The organism is Pseudomonas sp. GG8, from assembly GCF_052976945.1.
Genome location: NZ_JBRIIP010000001.1, coordinates 2,938,086 through 2,958,481, shown reverse-complemented (window position 1 = coordinate 2,958,481; position 20,396 = coordinate 2,938,086). Strand labels below are relative to the sequence as shown.

General features: G+C 50.2%; 13 protein-coding genes and 2 pseudogenes. 7 read left to right on the top strand and 8 right to left on the bottom strand.

Annotated elements, in window-relative coordinates; genetic code table 11:
* Positions 1 to 252 precede the first annotated feature (252 nt).
* Complete coding sequence (locus ACVBEG_RS14110; protein ID WP_447108465.1) at positions 253 to 369, bottom strand: DUF7693 family protein; 117 nt, start codon at positions 367 to 369, stop codon at positions 253 to 255.
* A gap of 378 nt (positions 370 to 747) precedes the next feature.
* On the bottom strand, positions 748 to 1,074 hold the full coding sequence (locus tag ACVBEG_RS14105; RefSeq protein WP_447107936.1) for a helix-turn-helix domain-containing protein: 327 nt from the start codon (positions 1,072 to 1,074) through the stop codon (positions 748 to 750).
* A 386-nt stretch (positions 1,075 to 1,460) separates the two neighbouring features.
* On the opposite strand from ACVBEG_RS14105, the pseudogene ACVBEG_RS14100 reads away from it, so the two are divergent.
* The 7 genes and pseudogenes from ACVBEG_RS14100 to ACVBEG_RS14070 all read left to right on the top strand — a co-directional run.
* Positions 1,461 to 2,088: pseudogene (locus tag ACVBEG_RS14100) on the top strand (AraC family transcriptional regulator); the annotation flags it as partial.
* A gap of 339 nt (positions 2,089 to 2,427) precedes the next feature.
* The gene (locus ACVBEG_RS14095) at positions 2,428 to 4,098 is read left to right on the top strand and encodes a two-component system response regulator (RefSeq protein ID WP_447107935.1); all 1,671 of its coding nucleotides are present in this window, start codon (positions 2,428 to 2,430) and stop codon (positions 4,096 to 4,098) included.
* Between the two features lie 79 nt (positions 4,099 to 4,177).
* On the top strand, positions 4,178 to 8,047 hold the full coding sequence (locus ACVBEG_RS14090; RefSeq protein WP_447107934.1) for a CHASE domain-containing protein: 3,870 nt from the start codon (positions 4,178 to 4,180) through the stop codon (positions 8,045 to 8,047).
* Positions 8,048 to 9,480: 1,433 nt separating this feature from the next.
* Positions 9,481 to 10,746 (top strand): EAL domain-containing protein, encoded by a 1,266-nt coding sequence (locus tag ACVBEG_RS14085; protein ID WP_447107933.1) that lies wholly within the window; start codon positions 9,481 to 9,483, stop codon positions 10,744 to 10,746.
* Between the two features lie 59 nt (positions 10,747 to 10,805).
* Positions 10,806 to 11,798, top strand: coding sequence for an IS5 family transposase (locus tag ACVBEG_RS14080; RefSeq protein ID WP_447107587.1), 993 nt, complete (start codon positions 10,806 to 10,808; stop codon positions 11,796 to 11,798).
* A 145-nt stretch (positions 11,799 to 11,943) separates the two neighbouring features.
* A pseudogene (locus ACVBEG_RS14075) lies at positions 11,944 to 12,378 on the top strand (EAL domain-containing protein); the annotation flags it as partial.
* Positions 12,379 to 12,619: 241 nt separating this feature from the next.
* A complete protein-coding gene (locus ACVBEG_RS14070) occupies positions 12,620 to 14,242 on the top strand; it encodes a methyl-accepting chemotaxis protein (RefSeq protein WP_447107932.1) in 1,623 nt (540 codons plus the stop codon).
* Positions 14,243 to 15,342: 1,100 nt separating this feature from the next.
* On the opposite strand, the gene ACVBEG_RS14065 is transcribed toward ACVBEG_RS14070, so the two are convergent.
* The 6 genes from ACVBEG_RS14065 to ACVBEG_RS14040 form a co-directional block, all read right to left on the bottom strand.
* Positions 15,343 to 16,299, bottom strand: a complete 957-nt coding sequence (locus ACVBEG_RS14065; RefSeq protein ID WP_447107931.1) for a DMT family transporter — start codon at positions 16,297 to 16,299, stop codon at positions 15,343 to 15,345.
* Positions 16,296 to 16,868, bottom strand: coding sequence for a TetR/AcrR family transcriptional regulator (locus tag ACVBEG_RS14060; RefSeq protein WP_447107930.1), 573 nt, complete (start codon positions 16,866 to 16,868; stop codon positions 16,296 to 16,298). Before ACVBEG_RS14060 ends, ACVBEG_RS14065 begins: the two co-directional genes overlap by 4 nt.
* A gap of 475 nt (positions 16,869 to 17,343) precedes the next feature.
* Entirely contained in the window at positions 17,344 to 17,706 is a 363-nt protein-coding gene (locus ACVBEG_RS14055; RefSeq protein WP_447107929.1) for a hypothetical protein, read from the bottom strand.
* 408 nt (positions 17,707 to 18,114) lie between these two features.
* Positions 18,115 to 18,753, bottom strand: a complete 639-nt coding sequence (locus ACVBEG_RS14050) for an antitoxin Xre/MbcA/ParS toxin-binding domain-containing protein (RefSeq protein WP_447107928.1) — start codon at positions 18,751 to 18,753, stop codon at positions 18,115 to 18,117.
* A 204-nt stretch (positions 18,754 to 18,957) separates the two neighbouring features.
* The gene (locus ACVBEG_RS14045; protein ID WP_447107927.1) at positions 18,958 to 19,203 is read right to left on the bottom strand and encodes a hypothetical protein; all 246 of its coding nucleotides are present in this window, start codon (positions 19,201 to 19,203) and stop codon (positions 18,958 to 18,960) included.
* 252 nt (positions 19,204 to 19,455) lie between these two features.
* Positions 19,456 to 20,328 carry a helix-turn-helix transcriptional regulator gene (locus tag ACVBEG_RS14040; RefSeq protein WP_447107926.1) on the bottom strand — a complete coding sequence of 291 codons (873 nt, stop codon included), beginning with the start codon at positions 20,326 to 20,328 and terminating at the stop codon, positions 19,456 to 19,458.
* Positions 20,329 to 20,396 lie beyond the last annotated feature (68 nt).

Below are 20,396 nucleotides of genomic sequence, written 5' to 3'. Positions count from 1 at the left end.
AGGGGAAGGCTGGCAGTTCGAACCTGCCCTGGGACACCATATTTCATTGGGGTTTTGCTCGTCTTCTTCCCCTGTCTTCACTATTTAGTCACTACTTCAGCCACTACTTCTGAAAGCACCTTCGATCCACCGCAAAATGTCCTGCTGATCTTCTCGATCGACAAGGATCAGCATAGTGACGCCAATAGCATTGATTGCCGATCTGGAGTTCGTGCCGATCGAGGTCGATTCAAAGCTCGCTCAGGCTCCTCTCTAGCTGCTGACGTTCTCAAAGCTCCGCAGTTCGGTAGGGTCCGTTCCATATCTTTGCCATCCCTTGAATGTGGCCCTCCTGCCGTCGGAGGACATAGATTCCTCACAGTGGTTCAGAAGGAGTAATTTTCCGTTAGCCCGCCAGGCTGATCAAACCTTAAGCCATCCTGAAGTACACCCTCCGCGCGTATCTCTGCACCATGCATCCCCATGGGCGCAGGTATAAACCTAATGACACGCGACTTGACTGGCCAGCGCCGTTTACATCCGGCCCATTACTCCGCTCGGAAGCTGGTGGTGAACCCACGTTGGGCTCCCGCCTGTATGAACTTCACCGCGAAAAAAACCGCACTCGGGTGGGCTCCCTGCTAAGCAATACGCCGAGCAAGCGCTCAAGACGCCACTCTATGACGGCCGCGCCAAGGCAATCAGGATCACCTCTGAGCAGACGCACAAAGGCTGGCGGATAGCCGTTATCTGTGTTGCGAAGAAGTGTCACTCGATCATAGCGAAATCATTGCGGGTTCTAGGATCAGGGGACGGTCCCTTCACGTTTTCCCCCCTCATTGGCGATATTCCAGGCAAGAAGATCAGTCCTTCGCCTTCTAGCCTGAACGCCAGAGCCAGCCTAGTAACGTCTAACAACTTCTCTTTCGCTTCAAATCTCTGAATCGCGGTCACAGACACGCCAGACGCTGCCGCAAGCGCCTCATGTGACCAGCCAAGCTGCTGACGGGCTTCTACACAATGTTCAGGGGTGAATTGACGTATCGCCATTGCTTCAATGGTCAGGTAGTCACGATCAAACTCTTCATCAGTCATGGGGTATTCCGGGGTCGTGGGGAGGTAGGAGTACTGTAGCTGTTTATTTGTACAGTGCTCAACCCAGTTGCTCGATTTTTGCCCAGTGTCATTCTTCCCGCTAAACCGCACTCTGTTGATCATCGCCGCATTGCCAAACCCGCTGCGCGGAAGGGCGCCAGCGAAGTGGGGCTGGCCAGCAAGGGGGTGGTACAGAAACCGAGATCTGGTCAGTGTGCGGGTCCTAGCTGGCCCTCTACTGTACGCCGCCCCAAGACCGCTTGCGCGATGAACTGCCGATCCCCAAGTGCTAGAAGCGCAGGTCCACAGGCGACTACCCGTGCGGGGCGTGACAGCAGTGGTACGCATCACCTAGAAGTGCCAAATGGGTAGCTTGGAGCGCTAAATTGGTTTTGAATCTCGAAATCCGAAGTTACAGGACCGAAAACCCGCGACACCACCACGACGACTTTGCTCAGCTGGTATTGCCGATCTGCGGCCGTATGGAAATCGACGTGGACGGTCAGGGCGGCTGCATAGATCAATCACTTGCGGCCCTCGTGACTCGTGTCTGTGCATTCGCAGCTCACTCATTCAAACAACCGTTTTTTGGTTCTGGACTGTGCGCCTGCAAGGCTTGAGACCCTCAATTTTAAGCGCCTCGCTCAACGCATTTACGTCCCGATCTCTTAAGCCGCTCGCCGACTTATCGAGTTCGTAGAGCTAGTGGGTAATGACCAGCTCTCGGTTGGTGCATCGCAACTGGCACCTCTGCTTCTTTCATTGCTCAGCTCCGATACTTTTCAGTCATCGCCCGGCATGAAGCAACTGATAGCCCGCCTGCGAGCACATCCTGGAGTGAGCTGGAGCAACGAGGTGATGGCTCGAACGGCCTATATGAGCATGAGCCAACTCCATCAACGTTTTCGGCAGCTTTTCGGAAGGGCCTCTCAAGCGTGGTTGACCGGCTTACGAATTGACGAAGCACAACGATTGCTACGCAGCAGCGCGTTTTCCCATCGCCGTGTTGCGCTGGCGCAGGCGTTGTACTCATCAGCTTGCATGCGCTGAACAGTGGAGAGAACCCCAACTCATCGGCTAGCACTATTGTCGGAATCACATGTGCGTTAGACGAGGCGATATTCTGGCGGTAGGTAGGCTTCATGCATCAGATACGCCTTATCAGGTAGGTGATGCATGACATTAGTCATCGATACCTATGAATCCGCCGTTCAGCATGCTAATAATGCTGCACTTGATTAATTGACGTCAAAATTACATCGCTTTAGGTGGGTTGCTTTTCCAGTAGCTTGTGTCTTCCCCTCATAAAATCTATTCGCGACGGCTCACTAGGTCCGGGTCAGGAGCAACGGTATGCGAAATAAAATACTTGGTGAACCAGTCATTCTAGTTGTCGACGACCAAGCTACCGATGTCGGGATTCTGACTGAAGCGGTTCGTGATCTAGGCCAAGTATATTTGGCCACTGATGGGCGTTCCGCTCTAGACGCAGCCCGGCGTTGGCGGCCCGATGTCGTTTTACTCGACATCCAAATGCCGGGTATGGATGGGTTTACGGTGTGCAAAGCGCTCAAGTCCGACCCTAAGACCTGTGACAGCGCTGTTATCTTTGTGACCTCGCACACGCAAACAGAAAACGAGCTACGTGCCCTTGATTACGGCGGTGTCCATTTTTTGCAAAAACCGCTGAACATTCCGGTAGCTCGTGCACACATCAAGGCGCATCTCGCACTGCGTAGTGAAGCCAAAAAACTCGCCAACCAGGATGCGTTGACTGGGCTTCCCAATCGTACTTTGCTGTACGACCGAACTGAGCAAGTTTTGCAGCAGGCTCGGCATAGCGCTGCACAGGTCGCGTTGCTATTGATAGATTTGGATAATTTTAAGGCGCTCAACGATGCGGTCGGTCATGCAATCGGTGATAGGGTCTTGCAGGAGGTTGCAACTCGCCTAAAGAAATGCGCGCGCGCGATCGATACGGTAAGTCGCCAGGGCGGCGACGCATTTATGGTGCTTATGCCGGAAGTGCAGAACTTCGACGCGGTGGGTAATTTTGCTGCTGAGCTGCTCTCAATCGTAAGTAAGCGAATTTATGTTGAGGGGCAGTATTACGAAGTCACGGCAAGCATTGGAATCGGTTTGTTCCCAGATGACAGCGATACTCTGGAGTCGCTGTATTGGCATGCAGATACAGCCATGTATCAAGCCAAGCAAAAAGGTAGAAATCGCTACTGTTTTTTTTCGGCAGACATTGAAATCAGCATGCGCGCTAGGCACAAACTCGAACTGAGTATGCGTAGCGCGCTCGTGCAGGGTGATTTTAAAGTTTTTTACCAAAGTAAAGTGGACGCCAGAACCCGAGAAATAGTGGGCATTGAGGCGTTGGTACGTTTGTACAGTAGCGGCGTTATAGTCCTTCCTAATCAATTCATCCCGCTAGCCGAGGAAACGGGATTAATTATCCCCATAGGCGAATTCGTTCTCAAACGGGCTTGTTACGACGCGAAGTCCTTATTCGATCGCGGCCATGCAATTCCGGTCAGCGTCAATATTTCTGCCCAACAACTCCAAGTCCAATCCTTCCTTGGCATGGTTAAGGCCATTCTCGGTGAATCGGGGCTGGAGCCCAGCATGTTGGAGCTGGAAATAACGGAAGGTGTTCTGGTCCAAGATATCGACACCACCTGCGAAACATTATCTGCCCTGAGGGATATGGGGGTACGCATTTCGGTGGATGATTTTGGTACGGGATATTCGAGCCTCGCGTACCTGAAGCGCTTTCCTCTTGACGTCCTGAAGATTGATCAAAGCTTTGTGCGGACGATGCTTGAAGACAAAAGCGATGCAGCCATCGTGGCGACAATTATCAATCTAGCTCAGGTGCTGAATCTTGAGCCCGTGGCGGAAGGTGTAGAAACCGAAGCTCAAGCACAGCTTCTCTTATCGCTGGGTTGCTGTGTCATGCAGGGCTACCTCTATTGCCGCCCAATCCCATTCTCAGGGCTGTCTCTACTCTTCGACTAACTAGTAAGGATTCAGAACATCATTGGCGCATGCCTGTACCAGATTTTCTAACAGCCCGGTTTTATTTGGAATTTCCTGCATGAACAAAAACAATAGCTCGGTCCAGGTAAGCCTCGGAGCGTTCCTAACACTTGTGGTTGGGTTATTGACCACAGGCTTATGTGCCTGGGGGTTGCGCGAGGGCAATGAAGATCAAGCCCGGGCGGCTGTCCGGTTTGAAGCGTTGGAAGCCGTCGATACAGTGTCAGGTCGATTGAGGCTTTACGAATATGGCCTACGTGGTGCGCGCGGGGTCGTATTAACTGCTGGGGAACATTTGATTACGCGTGACGCATTTCACCGTTATATCCAGACGCGTGATCTAGATGCGGAGTTTCCTGGCGCAAGGGGCTTCGGTTTTATTCGCAGAGTACCGGTGTCCCAAGAACGGCAGTTTCTGGCAGACGCGAGGGCCGATGGAAAGCCCGACTTTGCAATCAGACAGCTCAGTCCGCAATCAGATGAACGCTTTGTTATTCAGTACATCGAACCCTTGGATAAAAATCAACGCGCCCTTGGCCTCGACATCGCGTCGGATCCCGGCCGTCGAGACGCTGCGCAAGAGGCCGTCCGCACAGGTAAGGCCCAGCTCAGCGCACCTATTACCTTGGTTCAGGCTGATGATAAGCCGCATCAAGGTTTTTTGATGCTGATGCCCATCTATCGACAAATATTGGTTCCTGCTAGCGTTTCCGAACGAGAGCAGAGTGCATTTGGTTGGAGTTATGCTCCATTGGTGATCGCCGATGTATTGGCTGGTCTTCCCGGACAATATGGGTCAATCCATTTAAGGCTGAGTGACATCAGCTTGCCGGAAGAAGAGAGAGTTTTTTACGATAGCGCCCCCGACACTCTTGTCCTAAATGATCTTTTTACTCAAAAGGTTTCGCTGGATGTGTATGGTCGCCGCTGGCAGCTAGAGGTCAGCGCCCCCCCTGCGTTTATCGACGGGTTACATCTGGTATCGCCCAGACTGGTATTTTGGATAGGCGTCCTGATTACCTTTCTGTTCACTGTATTAGTTGGCCTTATTGGCGTAAGTCGCCAACGTCGGCAGCTTATGGCTTCTCAGAAAGCCTTGTTGGCGGCGATAGTCGAAAGCTCACCCGACGGTATTATCGGCAAGACCCTCGACGGTATAGTGACGAGCTGGAATAAAGGCGCCGAACAGCTATTTGGATATAGCTCTAGGGATGCAGTTGGCCAATGGTTATCTAAGTTGATCGTGCCGGACGATTATAAATGGGAGGAGGCAGATATACTGCAAAGGATTGGTCGTGGGGAGTGTATATCCAGCTTCCATACTAAGCGTCGACGCCATAACAATAGACTTGTTGATGTCTCGGTGACCGTCTCGCCTATTTATGATGAGTCCGGGGTAATTATCGGTGCCTCTAAAATCGTACGGGATATTACCTCCGAAAAAAATACCGAAGCAAAAATTTTGGAGCTGAACTCAAGTCTTGAAGGTCAGGTCAACCAGCGCACGTCACAGTTGAGTGAACTCAATACGCTGCTGACTAACGTATTGGACGCTGCCTCTGAAGTGTCGATAATTTCAACGGATCTTGATGGGATTATCCAAGTATTCAATAAGGGTGCCGAAAGGCAATTGGGCTATACAACTGAGGAGATTGTCAGAAAGCACTCGCCCATAATTTTCCATGTTCCTGAGGAAGTGATCTCCCGCAGTCTTGAACTGAGCGCCGAGTTCGACCAGCCTCTAGAGGGTTTTCGTGCGCTGGTGTACAAGGCGGAAATTGAAGGAACGGGCCAATCCGGTGAGTGGGTTTTTGTACGTAAGGACGGATCACGTTTTCCAGTGATATTGGTCGTAACTGCTATGCGCGATATCAACGGTCAGCTCAGTGGTTACCTGGGCATTGCTATCGACATTACGGTTCGAAGGGAGCTAGAGGCCAGTTTACGGAACGCGAAGGAGCAGGCGGATGCCGCTAGTGCCGCCAAATCTTATTTTTTGGCGAACATGAGTCATGAAATCCGTACACCGATGAACGCAGTGTTGGGTATGTTGCAGTTGGTTATGCAAACCGACATGAACGTTCGCCAGCACGAGTATGTGACCAAGGCGCAGACTGCCGCCAAGTCACTGCTAAGACTCCTCAATGACATTCTCGATTACTCCAAAATTGAGGCCGACAAGTTGCAACTGGACTTGCATCCCTTCGAGCCTGAGACGTTGTTGAGAGATCTTGCCGTAGTACTGGCAGCCAACCAGGGAGTGAATGATGTCGAAGTAATGTTCGATCTTGATGTCGGACTACCTCCAATGTTGATTGGAGACAGTTTTCGCTTACAGCAAATTTTGATCAATCTATCGGGTAACGCCCTTAAGTTTACCTCTCGCGGCGAAGTGGTCGTCAGCGTCAAGCAGCTTGATCAGCATGAGGGGAGCATCGTTTTACGCATCGCGGTTACCGATACCGGAATAGGCATTAGTTCTGAACAGCTAAACCGAATATTCGAAGGTTTTACGCAAGGTGAGGCGTCGACCTCACGGCGCTATGGTGGGACGGGTTTGGGGTTAGTGATCTCTCAGAATATGGTCAAGCTCATGGGCAGCGTGCTCCAGGTTGACAGTCAGCCAGGTAAAGGCAGCCGCTTCTGGTTTGACATCACACTGGATGTCGCACCAGAAGACACCTTGCTGCTGACTGCTGAATTTGTGGATAGCCCTACAATGCGTATCTTGATTGTCGACGATAATGCCATTACTTGCGAAATCCTGATGCGTACCGTCACTGCTTTGGGTTGGCAGGCAGACTATGTGATGGATGGAGCATTAGCGGTTGAGCGTGTCCGGGAAGCTCGAAAACTAGGTCGAGGCTATGGCTTGGTGTTGATGGATTGGCGTATGCCGGGCATGGATGGCTTGAGCGCTGCTAAAGTCATTCATCGTCAAGGTATAAATCACCCTTCGCCAATCATTATTATGGTCACCGCTTCCGGTCGGGAGATGCTCAATGATGTCTACCAAGAGGGCAATGCACCTTTCGTTGGGGTGCTTACAAAACCTGTAACGCCCCAGCAGTTGGCCGCGACGATTCGGGATGCAGTTCACGGTGTTCCTATGCTGCACCCTGATGCCTATTTTCCAGCATTTCAAGGCTCGACGCGTCTAGCGGGGCTTCGGTTATTGGTCGTAGAAGACAACATGATCAATCGGCAGATTGCTGAATTGTTGCTCAGCAGCGAGGGGGCTACTGTTGAGTTGGCCGAGAGTGGCATTGAAGGGGTCAACCAGATAATTGCGAGAGTTGAGGTTTTCGATGCAGTATTAATGGATATACAGATGCCTGATATCGACGGTCTTGAAGCCACTCGGCGTATCCGCGCAGACCCGCGTTTCGCGAATCTACCCATCGTGGCGATGACGGCGAATGCGTCGAAAACCGACCGAGATGAGTGTCTTGCGGCGGGCATGAATGAGCATGTCGGCAAACCCATCGACCTTGAGGAGCTGATTGCGACCTTATTAGCTCAGACCGGAAAACTGCCTGATGGGGCGACACTGAAAAAAGAAGAGGAACACGACTGCATTCTAGAATCACGCGCGTCGGTGTTTCGGCGTATGGGCGGTAATCTCCAACTGATTAGAAATGGACTAAAGGATTTTGGTCCTGAAATGCACACACAGTTCGAGAGACTTCAAGACCAAATTAACAGCCAAAATGTTGCCGGTGCTAGTTTGGTACTGCATGCCATCAAGGGCAGTGCGGGGACGATGGGGGCAATGGCACTGTCATTACGAGCGGGGCGGCTGGAGTCTCAACTGCTCCAGCCGGGGGTTGAAGTACTGAGTGATGTTTTGACTGCTTCGGGACTTGAAGAAATGAACGTGTTGATGATCCTCAGCCTTGAACTATTGAGTTTTGAATATGCAAGGTAACCGCCGAAAGGTCCAGCCCGTTAAATAGGAGTAGAGCTACACAGGCTCTCTTGCTGCCGCCAGGCGGGGAGAGCATTTTCCTAGGCTCGGTATCTTCCAGGATTTACCGTGATGATGCTGGCTGCCAAGCCGCGACAACCTTGAATTGCTAACAGGAGCACGCGGGCGTGACCGAAAGCACGTTAGCTTACGGTGGTGCTTTATGTGGAGGCTTAGTTTGACCGTTTTATTCCGTACTCACGGTATTAGCTGGTAGCGAAGAGTGAAGAGAGGTCGGGACTTTTTGTGTATAGTGGCTATCTGATATCACGCTTCAAGGGGTTGATGTTGTATGGGTGAACTAAGGACGCGGGCGCTGGCCTCATGGGTTAGGACCCTTGAGCGCCCAGCAGCCTGGATGAACGCAGAGCAGCAGTACCACGAGCTGTTGAAGGTTGCAGACAATATGGAACTAGAGGGGCTTATCAGTGATGGTGAGTGGCGCCAGTTAGTGCGAAAGGCTGGATCTAATTTTATAAGTATTACAGCCCCGGCCACGCTACATAGCATACGCAGAGTCTGATAAATAATATGAGTCTCTACGGGCATAGGAGAGTAATGACGTGAATGAAATCGACTAACGTTACAATGGTTTTCTGACTATCTTGTAACTTTAACTCTGGCCGATACAATTAAGTGTAGATTCTGGCGAGATCTGATTATATAAGTATACTTAGTAACCGCTGAGCCCAGCATAATGTGCTGAGTTCAAAAAAGCCTTTCGGTGCTAGCAGGCGCTGTACAATATTGGCTCCGACTTATAGGGGGGGCTTTTTACTGCGACCAAAACCTGAATACTCTTGGGCGTCTGAAGACGCACTTTTGCTTGCCTGTGTTTTCGCCTCCAAAGAGAAGGTAGTTAGAAAAGCCACTTAAACATTTTGAATTACTTTTTTAGGCTGCTCTTTAGCCAATGATCTTGATCACCTCACGCTATTCTAAAATAAAAAAGTATTGCGCTATCCAAATGGATAGATTTTGAGGAAAATAAAATAAAATAAAATAAAAAAACAAAAATTGTAGGATATATTTAAAATTTAGTGCTTGATTTAAGGCGTCATGATACTCATCGTAACTGCTGATACCGCTCTGATTTACTGTTTGGTACTTGCTATTTACTACGTATTGATTGCGAGTGGTCTCTGCTGTCTATCTCGCCAAAAAGCTTATTTTGGCGAATATAAGTAGCACGCGAATGACGGATGTATAGGTTTTCGTGCTGTGGTTTTATGTCAGTGTTGCAAACGGGGTGCTTGCGGAAAATGTTATTCGTATACGTTCTACATGATATTATAAAAAACTGTAAGTTTTCATGCTGAACACTTGAATGTTATTCAGTGTCTTTAATAACTGCCGCGATGTAGTAGGATGATTCCTCCACGGAGTTTAAAAAGATGGAACATACAAAGAAAATAAAATTGAGCCGTCTATACAAGCTGCCACACATTTTTGATCGTTGGACACCCAATTTACGGCCTTACATCAAACGGTTAGGACTGGTGGTTATTTTAATCTCTTATGTGGCCGTTTGCGGTCATATCTATCTTGCGGGTGGGATTAACCTAGGCTATCCGGCGCTCATGCTAGTGCCTGTCTTGATGGCTAGTGTGCTGTTTGGTGTGCCGGGTAGCTTGCTAAGCGCCTTACCGGCTGCGGTGTTAATGACCGCCCTAGGAACTCTATTTAGCGATGGGATAGTTTGGGCGGTCGAGCTACCTTTCAGATTGGTATTATATGTATTGATCGGAATGATTGTTGCTATCCCAATACACGCTTATGAGTTCTACGGTAGAAAATTAAATCACTTAATGCAACATGATGCGGGCACCGGATTGCCCGGTCGCCGCGCACTTTTTGAAGCGTTGGATAACTCATTTTTAAACTCTTCGAGAGTTAATTCAAAAAGTGATTTGGCGGTCATTTCAATAAATAATATCCGCGACATAAGTTACACTTTCGGGTATGTATCTGCCGATATATTAATTGTCTCTCTTTGGGAGGTGCTCATGAGTGAATTTGACTCTGGTGCGACCGTCTATCATTATAATCGTGATAGTCTCGCGGTATTGTTTTCATGTTCTGATGATGAACTACCTAAACAGATGCAGAGCGTGGAATCTATCTTTGAGAGGTCCATTATATATGAAGGTTTGCCTATTCATTTTGATGTACATGTCGGCTATGCCAAGCTCGCAGGCAATGGCCGGCGCGAAGTAGTAAATCAAGCTGAGTCAGCCAGCGAATATGCTCGAAAAATGGGTGTGAGATCAGCGCTATATACTTCAGCTATGAATTCAGATAAGCGCCTGAATTTAATTCTTCTGGGTAGTCTGCGAGATGCGTTGAACTCTTCAGAGTTAACTCTGTATTTCCAGCCAAAAGTAAATCTGGAGACGGGGCAATTGGTGGGTTTTGAAGCGCTTTCACGCTGGCACCATCCTACATTGGGGAGTGTACCGCCAGATCGTTTTATTCCGTTGATCGAACGAACCGCGTTGATCCACGTATTTAGCCTCTGGGCAATAGAAGCGGCGCTAATCCAATTCAATAGGTTAAAAGAACAGGGGTTATTGACCGTTATTGCCGTAAATTTGTCCAGCCATAATCTGAATAATGAAAGGTTTCCCAAGCAAGTTTTTCACTTGCTAGGGAAACTCTGAAAAAGGTTTCCAAATCTGGTGAAATACCCTCCATCACATGAGCTGAACGGTTGAGCCCCATGAAGCAGATTTCTTTCGCTGATGCTGAGTACGCAGGTAAACGTAAGCGGACCCGCCGTGAGATTTTCCTGAGCGAGATGGACAAGGTCGTGCCCTGGAAGGGGTTTATTGCGTTGATCGAACCGCATTATCCAAAGGGTGTTGGGGGACGTCCGGCGTATCCGTTGATGGCGATGTTGCGTGTGCACCTGATGCAGAACTGGTTCGGCTACAGCGATCCGGCCATGGAAGAATCGCTGTATGAGACAACGATTCTGCGCCAGTTTGCGGGTTTGAATCTGGAGCGCATTCCCGACGAAACCACGATCCTCAACTTCCGTCGCCTGCTGGAGAAAAACCATCTTGCCAGGGGCATCATGGAGGTCGTTAATGGCTATCTGGGCGACCGAGGCTTGATGCTTCGTCAAGGCACTATCGTTGACGCCACGATCATTCATGCGCCGACCTCGACCAAGAATAAAGAGGGTAAACGCGATCCCGAGATGCATCAGACCAAGAAAGGAAATCAATATTATTTCGGGATGAAAGCGCATATCGGGGTGGACGCTGATACGGGCCTGACCCATAGCGTGGTGGGCACGGCAGCCAACGTCGCGGACGTTACCCAAGTCGATCAGTTGTTGCACGGCGAAGAGAGCCATGTCTGCGGCGACGCGGGCTACACCGGGGTGGAAAAGCGGCCGGAACATGAGGGGCGCGAGATGATCTGGTCGATCTCCGCCAGGCCCAGCAGCCGTCGCAAACATGGTGAAAAAAGCGTCATTGGCCGTGCGTTGCGCAAGATCGAATATGCTAAATCGCAAACTCGGGCCAAGGTTGAGCACCCGTTTCGGGTCATCAAACGCCAATTTGGTTACACCAAAGTGCGGTTTCGCGGACTGGTAAAAAACACCGCGCAGTTGGTAACACTGTTTGCGTTGTCGAACCTGTGGATGGCGCGCCGACATTTGCTGGAGCCTGTAGGACAGGTGCGTCCGCAGTATGGAAATTAAGGGTTAATAAGCGCCTAAAACCGGCTTATTCATCGAAAAAAGTCGATATTTCAGAAATTTCAGCGAGGTATTCTCTTTTTGAGCGTCTGACGCCCGATTTTCTGTAAAAAGAAGGCCTTACTTCAGACCTTCCCTAGAGGAATATGACGTCGACAGCCGATACCTGGAATGTGAAATTACGGAGTCGGAAATTATGAGAAATCCAGAGAAAGCTATTGACGTGCTAAAAGAACTTAGCGGCATTCCCATCTGTATTTCTATTGACGATTTTGGCACAGGGTATTCTTCGCTGGCCTATCTACACAGGTTGCCAGCCACTCAAATTAAAATTGATCGTTCATTTATTCAGGATATTGATATCGATTCAGGATTGCGTGAAATAGTTTCTGCGGCGATTGCTCTGGCGCATAACCTAGGTATGAAAGTAGTGGCAGAGGGCGTAGAAACAGAGGCGCAGTACCGACTACTTCAAAGACTGGGTTGCGATAGTGCCCAGGGCTATCTGATTGCCCGCCCCATACCAGAGGATCAAATATTGAATTGGTATAAGGAGTGGACAAAATCCTCGTTTGTTTCCTAGGTTTAACTACGCTAATGATCGGGTTCTACTGCTCGCTCGACGGGTTGCGTGAACTCGCGCGCCAAACAGTCTGTCGGCGAAATCCGGATATTTATTGAATATCGACCCGTCTATAAGCGGTATTGCGATTTACAAATAATCCCCCTCTGAAAAAATCTGGGCATGTACTACACAAGCTACCTAGCAGCGTTTAAGCATCAAAACGATACTAAGATCGCCATGACTACTCGGGAAAAATAATATGAATATACGAAGCGTTAGACTAACGATGAGAGCGGTTCTCAGTTTTGGTGTTATCTGCCTGATTTTAATCGCATTGGCAGGTACGGCTCTTTCTAAGCTCAACGATGTACATAAATCCGCATCTCAACTACAGACAGACTGGTTGCCCGGTGCCTTGCAGTCCGCAAAAATAGAGACAGCCGCGCTGCTTTACCGTTTGGATGCACGGCGCTTTCTTATGGATGATGACAGACTGAGCGAAAGCTCTATCCAGAAAATAAATCAAGCAAAGAATGTGTTAACTCAAGCGACTGAAGATTATACACGCTTAGTTTCCAGCGCCGCAGAGCAAGAAATATTCAACAGAGTGAAGGCAGACGTCGCATCGTATCAAGCCAAGCTTGACGAACTTGTTAGTTTAAGCAAAAGCGGCTCCTATCAAGACATGACAGCTTTTTTTAACGATTCCATCAGACCTCAAGCTATCGTCCTGCAAGGCTCTATAAAAAATCAGATTGCTATTAATGAAAAGGGTGCTGAGCAGTCAGGTCAAGTATCAGATGATAGCTTCAAAAGCGGCTTAACGATTATTTTTGTGCTGAGTATCCTGGCAATATTTATTACGATGATAGTAGCGACCGTTTTTATCCGGAGTATCAGTCAGCCTATCCTGGCGCTGCTCGGCAGCACTCGAAAAATAGCTGAAGGCGACCTGCGTACAAAAATTGATATTAATGGCGCGGACGAAATCACTGACTTGCAAACCGCAACGGCAGCAATGCGCTCAAGCCTCAAGAGCACCATCCAACATATCTCTGAGTCTTCTGGTCAATTGGCTTCAGCCGCTGAAGAGATGAGCGCGATCACCCAAGAGTCGAACGCGGTAATACAACGCCAAAGCTTGGAAACTGACCAAGCCGCTACTGCTGTCAACCAGATGACTGTTGCCGTCGAGGAAGTTGCGCGCAACGCGGTCTCTGCTTCTGAATCCACCCAAGCTTCTGAACGTTCTGCTCAGACTGGTCATGAGAGAGTACGCCAGACTATCGCGTCACTTCAGAAACTAAGCACCACCGTTGGACAGACCGGTATTGAAGTAGAACGTCTGGCCAATCAGGCGCAGAGCATCGCCAAGGTTGTTGACGTCATTCGCTCTATTGCCGAGCAGACCAATCTGTTGGCCTTGAACGCTGCCATCGAAGCGGCGCGCGCAGGCGAGCAGGGTCGTGGATTCGCGGTAGTTGCCGATGAGGTCAGGGCGCTGGCGCATCGCACCCAATCATCGACCCAAGAAATCGAACAGATGATTCAAAGCATCCAGAAAGATTCCGCCAACGCTGTGCACTCGATGAAGCAAAGCAGTGAAGAAGCTGATTTGACACTGTTAATCGCTCATGAGGCGGGTGTCGCGATCAAGCAAATAACCGCTGCAATTAGCGATATCAATGAGCGAAATCTGATGATTGCTACCGCGTCTGAGGAACAGGCACAGGTAGCTCGATCGGTGGATGAGAACCTTGTCAGTATTCGAGACTTGTCCATACAGAGTTCGTCTGCCGCCAGTCAAACATCTGCGGCCAGCCATGAACTCTCGTCGCTTGCCGTTGACTTGAATAAAATGGTGGCTAAGTTTTCGGTTTAGGCATCTTGGGGCACCGACACCACTTACAATTCTTGCTCAACTCATGCTCGTAGGGCGGATAGACCCCAAATCGGTAGGTAGTCTTTCCCGGCTACTGGAACCGTTCAGTCCAGTATTGCATCTTCTAGGTTTGTACATTCTTAAGCGTCCGGCGCAGGCACTCGTCTGGTGCGAGGTCAACACGGATCCATCCAGCTGAGACTGCGACCTGGAGGCACTTAACTGAGTTGGCCTTCGACGATTATCAGCTCGCGCCGAGAGGCCCGCGGCGCGAATGTCTTAGCTTCTGCGTAAGCAGGATCGTTGCAGCACGCTTTTACTTGGGCCTTGGGTGTAACTAGGTAATTCGACAGCCTGCACGTGGCTGTTGGTGCTGGTTTAGAGAACCGTCACACAGGGTGAATTATTGATTTCTAGCTATGGCACTCATAGAGCTTTGACGGTATCCATCATGAGTGTGTGGATCCACCGATAACCGGCGTCATGATGCGTTCTTTCATGCCAGGCCAACATTTTGCTGAAGCCTGGAATTTCAACAGCCGGCTCCATTACGGCTAGCCCATCATTGCGTAGTGCCTGCCCGCGGGGTACTACATCTATTAGATCGCTGACAATCAGAATTTCAGGTAGCACCAGAAAGCTCGTTACCGATACGGTGACCCGTCGTGCTCTCCCTATTTTTCTCAACGCGTCGTCTGTTACTCCCAGAAACCTTCCTCCTGATGGGGAAAGTAGGACGTGATCCAAAGCGCAAAATCAATCCAACGAAAGCGTATTTTTTGTGGTGTCCGGATTATCAGACCGCATTACACACACATAGCTTTCGTCAAACAACTGTTTGGCGTGTAGTCCAGACGCAATTGCCTCAGAAGTAACCAGTGCTAAGTCGATATAACCTCGTCCAGCTGGAGCTGGAGTCCTTGATCATCAATCGGAAGTACTGAATCGAATATTCGGGGCTCGCTGCCTCAGCGCGTTTAGAAAGGGCGCAACTGTGGTTTTCGTCTGGGTATGCCGTCTATAGCGGCGAGTCCTCGAACGTCGCAGTCAGCGTCATCGGCTTCAATGGTCACTGTAGTGACGCCTTTGTCTAAGGCTATCTATCCCGCCATGCTCTCAATACGTATTTGCCTGCTATAAAAGGCGTGAATAGCCCACACCACCCCTACGAATAGCAACCCTGTCCCAAGCGCTTCCATAGGAGAGGGCCAGCGTTGGTTGATGAGCAGGCCCATCGTAGTTGCATAAATGGTTTCGCTGGCGATCAATTGCCCGCTTAGAGCCAGAGGTAGACGCCGAGTTGCGATTGACCATGCCCAGGCACCCGCAAGGGTGGCCCCTAACCCCTGAATTAACCCACAGATTATTAGCGCCTGAGTACCTGCTAACCCGCTCGGATGGCTAGCGAAGTGGGACAGTTTCAAGTACAGCCCAACTGGTATGAAGGCCAGCATTTCGACGCTGCACATGAAGATCAGCATGGCTGACCACAACATGGGAGATATGCTTGGGCGTTGAGCCAAAGCACTTTCATTTAACAATCCAAAACCAGTCCAAAATCCAATTGCCATTAACGATGCGAGCAGCCCAAGCAGTATCGAACCGGTCGGGAGCACCACCGTTGCGCTGCTAAAATCAAACACGCTCAGGTTGACCAAACTTATGCCCAATGCCGCGACCAATAGTGGCCCTGCAATGGCGCGCCAGGGCACGCTGGAGCTTCGCATGTTGCCGGCAATCGCGAGCACGATCGGTACTGACCCCATCATCACCGGAGGGATCACCGGCCCAGCTGCCAAGACCGCAGTGGTAATCAGAAAGAAGTAACCGATGTATCCCAAGAAGCCCAGCAGTGCGGCGCAGGCCCAGTCGCTCAGTCGCAATTGCCGCACTTCGCTGCGGTAAACAAACAGCACTAGCAGGCTACCTAAACCGGCAAAGGCATAGCTCACCACAGCCAGATCAAAAAGGCTGTATTCGCCGACCAGCCCCGGAAAGATGTAGAGCAGCGACCAAGAAAAAGTGGCGGCAATGGCCGCTAATAAGCCCAGGGTCATACGCTCTGCTCCTGCTGGCCCTGCTTCAGTATCCAGCAATGAGCTACGTGCCGGGCAGTGTCGAATACCCGCACGTCCTGGCCCATGGCGCCGCTGACAAAACTGCCCTCCAGCAAGATAAACAGCCCCTCAGCAACTACCTCAGGGTCGCTTATACCGGCGCTCATGGCCAATGCAGTAAGATTTTCGCGTATCCCTTGCTTATGCCTGCTCACTGCCAAATGCACAGGGTGGCTAAATTGGGGAAATTCAGCCGCACTGTTGACGAACAGGCACCCGCGCCCGCTATCTTGCAAAAGAAAGCGTTGATACAAATCGAAAAACGCGAGCATGCCACTGACCGGGTCAGGATGCCCTGCCAAGGTGCGCGCTACCTCTTCACGCCAGCGTCGGTCACGCTCCTCAAGGCAAGCGACTATCAGCGCATCCTTGGAGGGGAAATGGCTGTAGAGCGTCATCTTGGTAACACCTGCCATCGCGGCGATGGCCATCACACCAGTAATGTATATACCTTGTGACAGAAACAGCTTCAGCGCTGAGTCAATCAAGCGCTCACGGGTATTGTCCATATTAAGCCACTCCAGAATGGGGTCGGAGGTGACTATACTGACCGGTAAGATTAGGGCGGAGTTAAATACGACCTCAATCGTGGCCATCACGACACAGATCGCAACAAGTCAACGGAGCACTTTGATGCGGTGCTGGCGCGGTAACACCATCGCCCCAATTCCGGCGAAGCCGGCCTTTTGTATGACCCCCTTAACGCTTGCTTTAGTCGCTTCCCGAGAGGTAAGAGCGTGCGATAAAGGGTCTCTGTGTCGTCTCGACGTTATCCAAGCGGGTATTTTAAGGAAATGATCGAGGAACTGGGCGATCTGATGCTGATATACAATTTTGAAGCCGACCCAGGTGCCAAATAGCTTGGTTAAAATCTGCCATACGCGAACGCAAGAGCAATCCGGTAGTTGGGTAGGGGGCCGTCGCTGGGTGTTTAGTATACTTACTCAAGTCTGACCTCTACCGCACACCTCATAGTCCGCAACCTCAACCTATCGCGTGTCGATCACAGCGGGTGATCACCCATCCGTTTTTTGTTTTTTTGCGAACGCCAATCTCTCCGCAAACCTCGCACGCCCGCAGCGACCAAGTTTCCGCCAAATCCACCATCCCCCGAATATGTTCGTCGCCGTTATCATAGTAAAACCTCAATTCTCCAAACTTCTCTTTTATCTCCCGGACAATTACCTGTTCCTTCTTGTTGTTGTCAACGTATTGCTGAATACAACTGCATAGCGTGTCTAGAATATTGAACCAGCCATCATGGCACTGAATACCCCATGGTATGGCCGGGCGAGTATTATCTGAAAGTTCGACCGAAAATATTTTAGGGTGACGTTGAACCAGCATTGATTCTATTTCTGGTAACATTAGATTTAGCTCGCAATGGTAAGTGGTTTTGATGAGCGTAGTGAGTAAGGCTAGGGCTGACGTTAGTATGTGTTAGACGGCTAGTGCTACATTGCAGATGTTACATGGGTTAGAAATTACAGGCTAGCTTCAGTTAAGGGTATTGTCAATGGAGTGGAAGCGGCGGTGATTGGTTTAGATAGATGGTGACGTTCAATAATTTATATCGTTGATGTGCGTTTTTTGTGCATTATTTCGGGTGCAGCCAGTCGACTAAGCTTTATTGAAAATTCGATATTTAGCATCCTTAGCTTTTATTTTTTCTTCTCGATGGTATGCGTGATCTCTCGGCTGAAATGACATTGCAGTTAGCTTTTCAGAATCAGGTATGGAGAACCAAGGTTGGCATCAATTCCCGACCCCGTTCTCAATCCGCCAAATGAGAGCTTCGACAGTGCTTAAACCGACAAGCGTGTCAAATAGATCCAGCGGAGCACGGTTATCTAACGCCATCGCTGGATGTTTGAGCCAGCGCAGAGTTGAGGTTATGTCATCACCAAATAATCCGAGAGCGGCTCTTATAATCAACGCCGTCCGATAGATTTTATCGCCTTCGCATACATTTAGATGGCCGACTTTTGTCCACCGATTTAGGGCTGACGTCTTTAGGTTAATTAGCGCAGCGAGTGCTTTCGGCTTCAGTCGTAGGGACATTGCGAGCGTATGGAAGAAGTCAACGGAGAGTCCCGCCCGAATCGCTGAGATCCAAAGCATGGAATCCGCGGCGGTCCCAGTTCCAAGAGAGTCCCAAAAAACAGTCGCGCTGATCAGACTCTCCGGGGTCTCGGCTGTGGTCGCCGGTCGAACGACCTCTATCGGATCTTTGTTCTCTTTTTTCTTCTTCGGAGCTGCTGGCTGTTTCGGAACAGTGGGTGGTAAATGAAGTGTCATGTAGACATTTCCTAAGTGGATTTCACGTACCCAACTCTGAAGGGTGTTGTGATTTTGAGCAATCGGCAGCCAATGCGCCGGGTGTGAAGAACGCAAGATTCACACCCGTAATAAAATCTGTGCTCGTCGTGCATTATGTTGCCAATGGCGTCCAGATCGTACGAAAATCGAATTGGCAGCGAATAGCTGTGAACTGATTCGGTTATGTCGCAAGTGAATACCAACCGCTGGCTTACTCTGGCAACGCCGGTTCGTTTCACCAGATCCAGCAGGACATCTGAGTGCCCCTAGGTCGCGCAATCAGAATATCTCCCGACCTACAGGGGCCATTTGCTCCCAGTCCCTATCGATTTCCATCGACTTTTCTGACATTTCTGCGAGTAATAGTTCGAGTGTCGGTGACTTTCGATTCAAACTGCCTCCGATGTCCGGCGAAGATGGTGATTCGGGCTGGATGACCGCAGGCCGGTCGACGAGAAAGTCCGAATCTGCCAAAGGTTGGCCTTTGAGCGACAGCCAATCCTTGCGAGTAGATTTTTTGGTCATTGTTCTTCCCTCGGCGATTTGCCTGGTACGTAACGTTTTCAGTCTAGCGCCACTTATGAGCTTATGGGATGGCATCCTCGGATGGTCGGGAATTAGTGGCTGCCCTCGAAACTTGCTTGTTGAGATTATCGTTTTTTGGCACGTCTGCCCCCAGCTTGTTTGAACGCACCATTGTGGAAAGACGCTCGACTTGTGATGAAGATCCGCCGGTTCTGACAAAGTCCACGGTGCCGGTCATTGAAGCGATGACCGTCACTCATAAAGCCACGGTTTCAACTCATCTAAATTCTTCACCACGATCTGCTGTGCTGCCGCTTTGGGGTCGAGCTTTTTTGGATCGATCCCAAAGCGTTGTAGAACGTACTTGACCAACGCGCGACGCGTTGGAATCACCAGCACACCCTCCAGCATCCCAAAGTCGGCTTCGATGATCGCCTTCTGCTCAGGCTTGAGGCGTGAGTCGGGTTCGATAATCACGTCGACTTCGGTGTTCCAGTCTTCATCTGCGCCGATTAGATTCTCGGTTTTATGTTCAAACTCGGGCTTGCCGCGCAAACGACTCAGTACAAAGTCCCGGTACCCACGATTTTTTTCGCAATACGCTCGCACATGCCAACGCATGCCGGTGTAGACCAGGGTATGCGGCGCAATCAGGCGAGTTTCCGGGTTTGGATTAGCCAGTGAAACGTATTCGACTTCAATCACTTCGCTGTTGCGGCAAGCTTTGAGTAACGGGCGCAATACTTCGGGGCGAATCGTCCTGTCTGGCACTTCGAGCACCATGGTGTGGGCATAAGCCAGAGCGAGCCCCTCCACATGCGGTGCGCGCGAGTGGGTCTGGTTCAGCAGGTGCAGGTAAGCGTTGGCGCTGTCGTCGATGAACAGCGGTTTGAAGTGTTTACTGGGTACATAGCCCTTCAGTTGCTTGTCATATGTAAGATTTTTAGGCGCATGTTCATTGATGTAGGTATTGATGTCCTTCGACGCTTGCTGACGACTGATCCCGAAGCTCTGGATCAGGTGTCCCGTGGTCAGCCGGCCTTCCCACCAGGAAACCGTCTCGATCAATCGATAGCGAAGTGCCAGATCCCAGCGAACCTGCTTGATGTCCTGCGTGCGTTTCATGACCGCTCCATGTGCGTGATTTGTTTACCTGTATAAGTCTACATTCTATACCTGTCGTTAAACACTAC

Coding starts and splice junctions, on each gene's coding strand:
- ACVBEG_RS14105 (WP_447107936.1), bottom strand. CDS start 1,074: ATGACTGATGAAGAGTTTGATCGTGACTACCTGACCATTGAAGCAATG.
- ACVBEG_RS14095 (WP_447107935.1), top strand. CDS start 2,428: ATGCGAAATAAAATACTTGGTGAACCAGTCATTCTAGTTGTCGACGAC.
- ACVBEG_RS14090 (WP_447107934.1), top strand. CDS start 4,178: ATGAACAAAAACAATAGCTCGGTCCAGGTAAGCCTCGGAGCGTTCCTA.
- ACVBEG_RS14085 (WP_447107933.1), top strand. CDS start 9,481: ATGGAACATACAAAGAAAATAAAATTGAGCCGTCTATACAAGCTGCCA.
- ACVBEG_RS14080 (WP_447107587.1), top strand. CDS start 10,806: ATGAAGCAGATTTCTTTCGCTGATGCTGAGTACGCAGGTAAACGTAAG.
- ACVBEG_RS14070 (WP_447107932.1), top strand. CDS start 12,620: ATGAATATACGAAGCGTTAGACTAACGATGAGAGCGGTTCTCAGTTTT.
- ACVBEG_RS14065 (WP_447107931.1), bottom strand. CDS start 16,299: ATGACCCTGGGCTTATTAGCGGCCATTGCCGCCACTTTTTCTTGGTCG.
- ACVBEG_RS14060 (WP_447107930.1), bottom strand. CDS start 16,868: ATGGACAATACCCGTGAGCGCTTGATTGACTCAGCGCTGAAGCTGTTT.
- ACVBEG_RS14055 (WP_447107929.1), bottom strand. CDS start 17,706: ATGCTGGTTCAACGTCACCCTAAAATATTTTCGGTCGAACTTTCAGAT.
- ACVBEG_RS14045 (WP_447107927.1), bottom strand. CDS start 19,203: ATGACCAAAAAATCTACTCGCAAGGATTGGCTGTCGCTCAAAGGCCAA.
- ACVBEG_RS14040 (WP_447107926.1), bottom strand. CDS start 20,328: ATGAAACGCACGCAGGACATCAAGCAGGTTCGCTGGGATCTGGCACTT.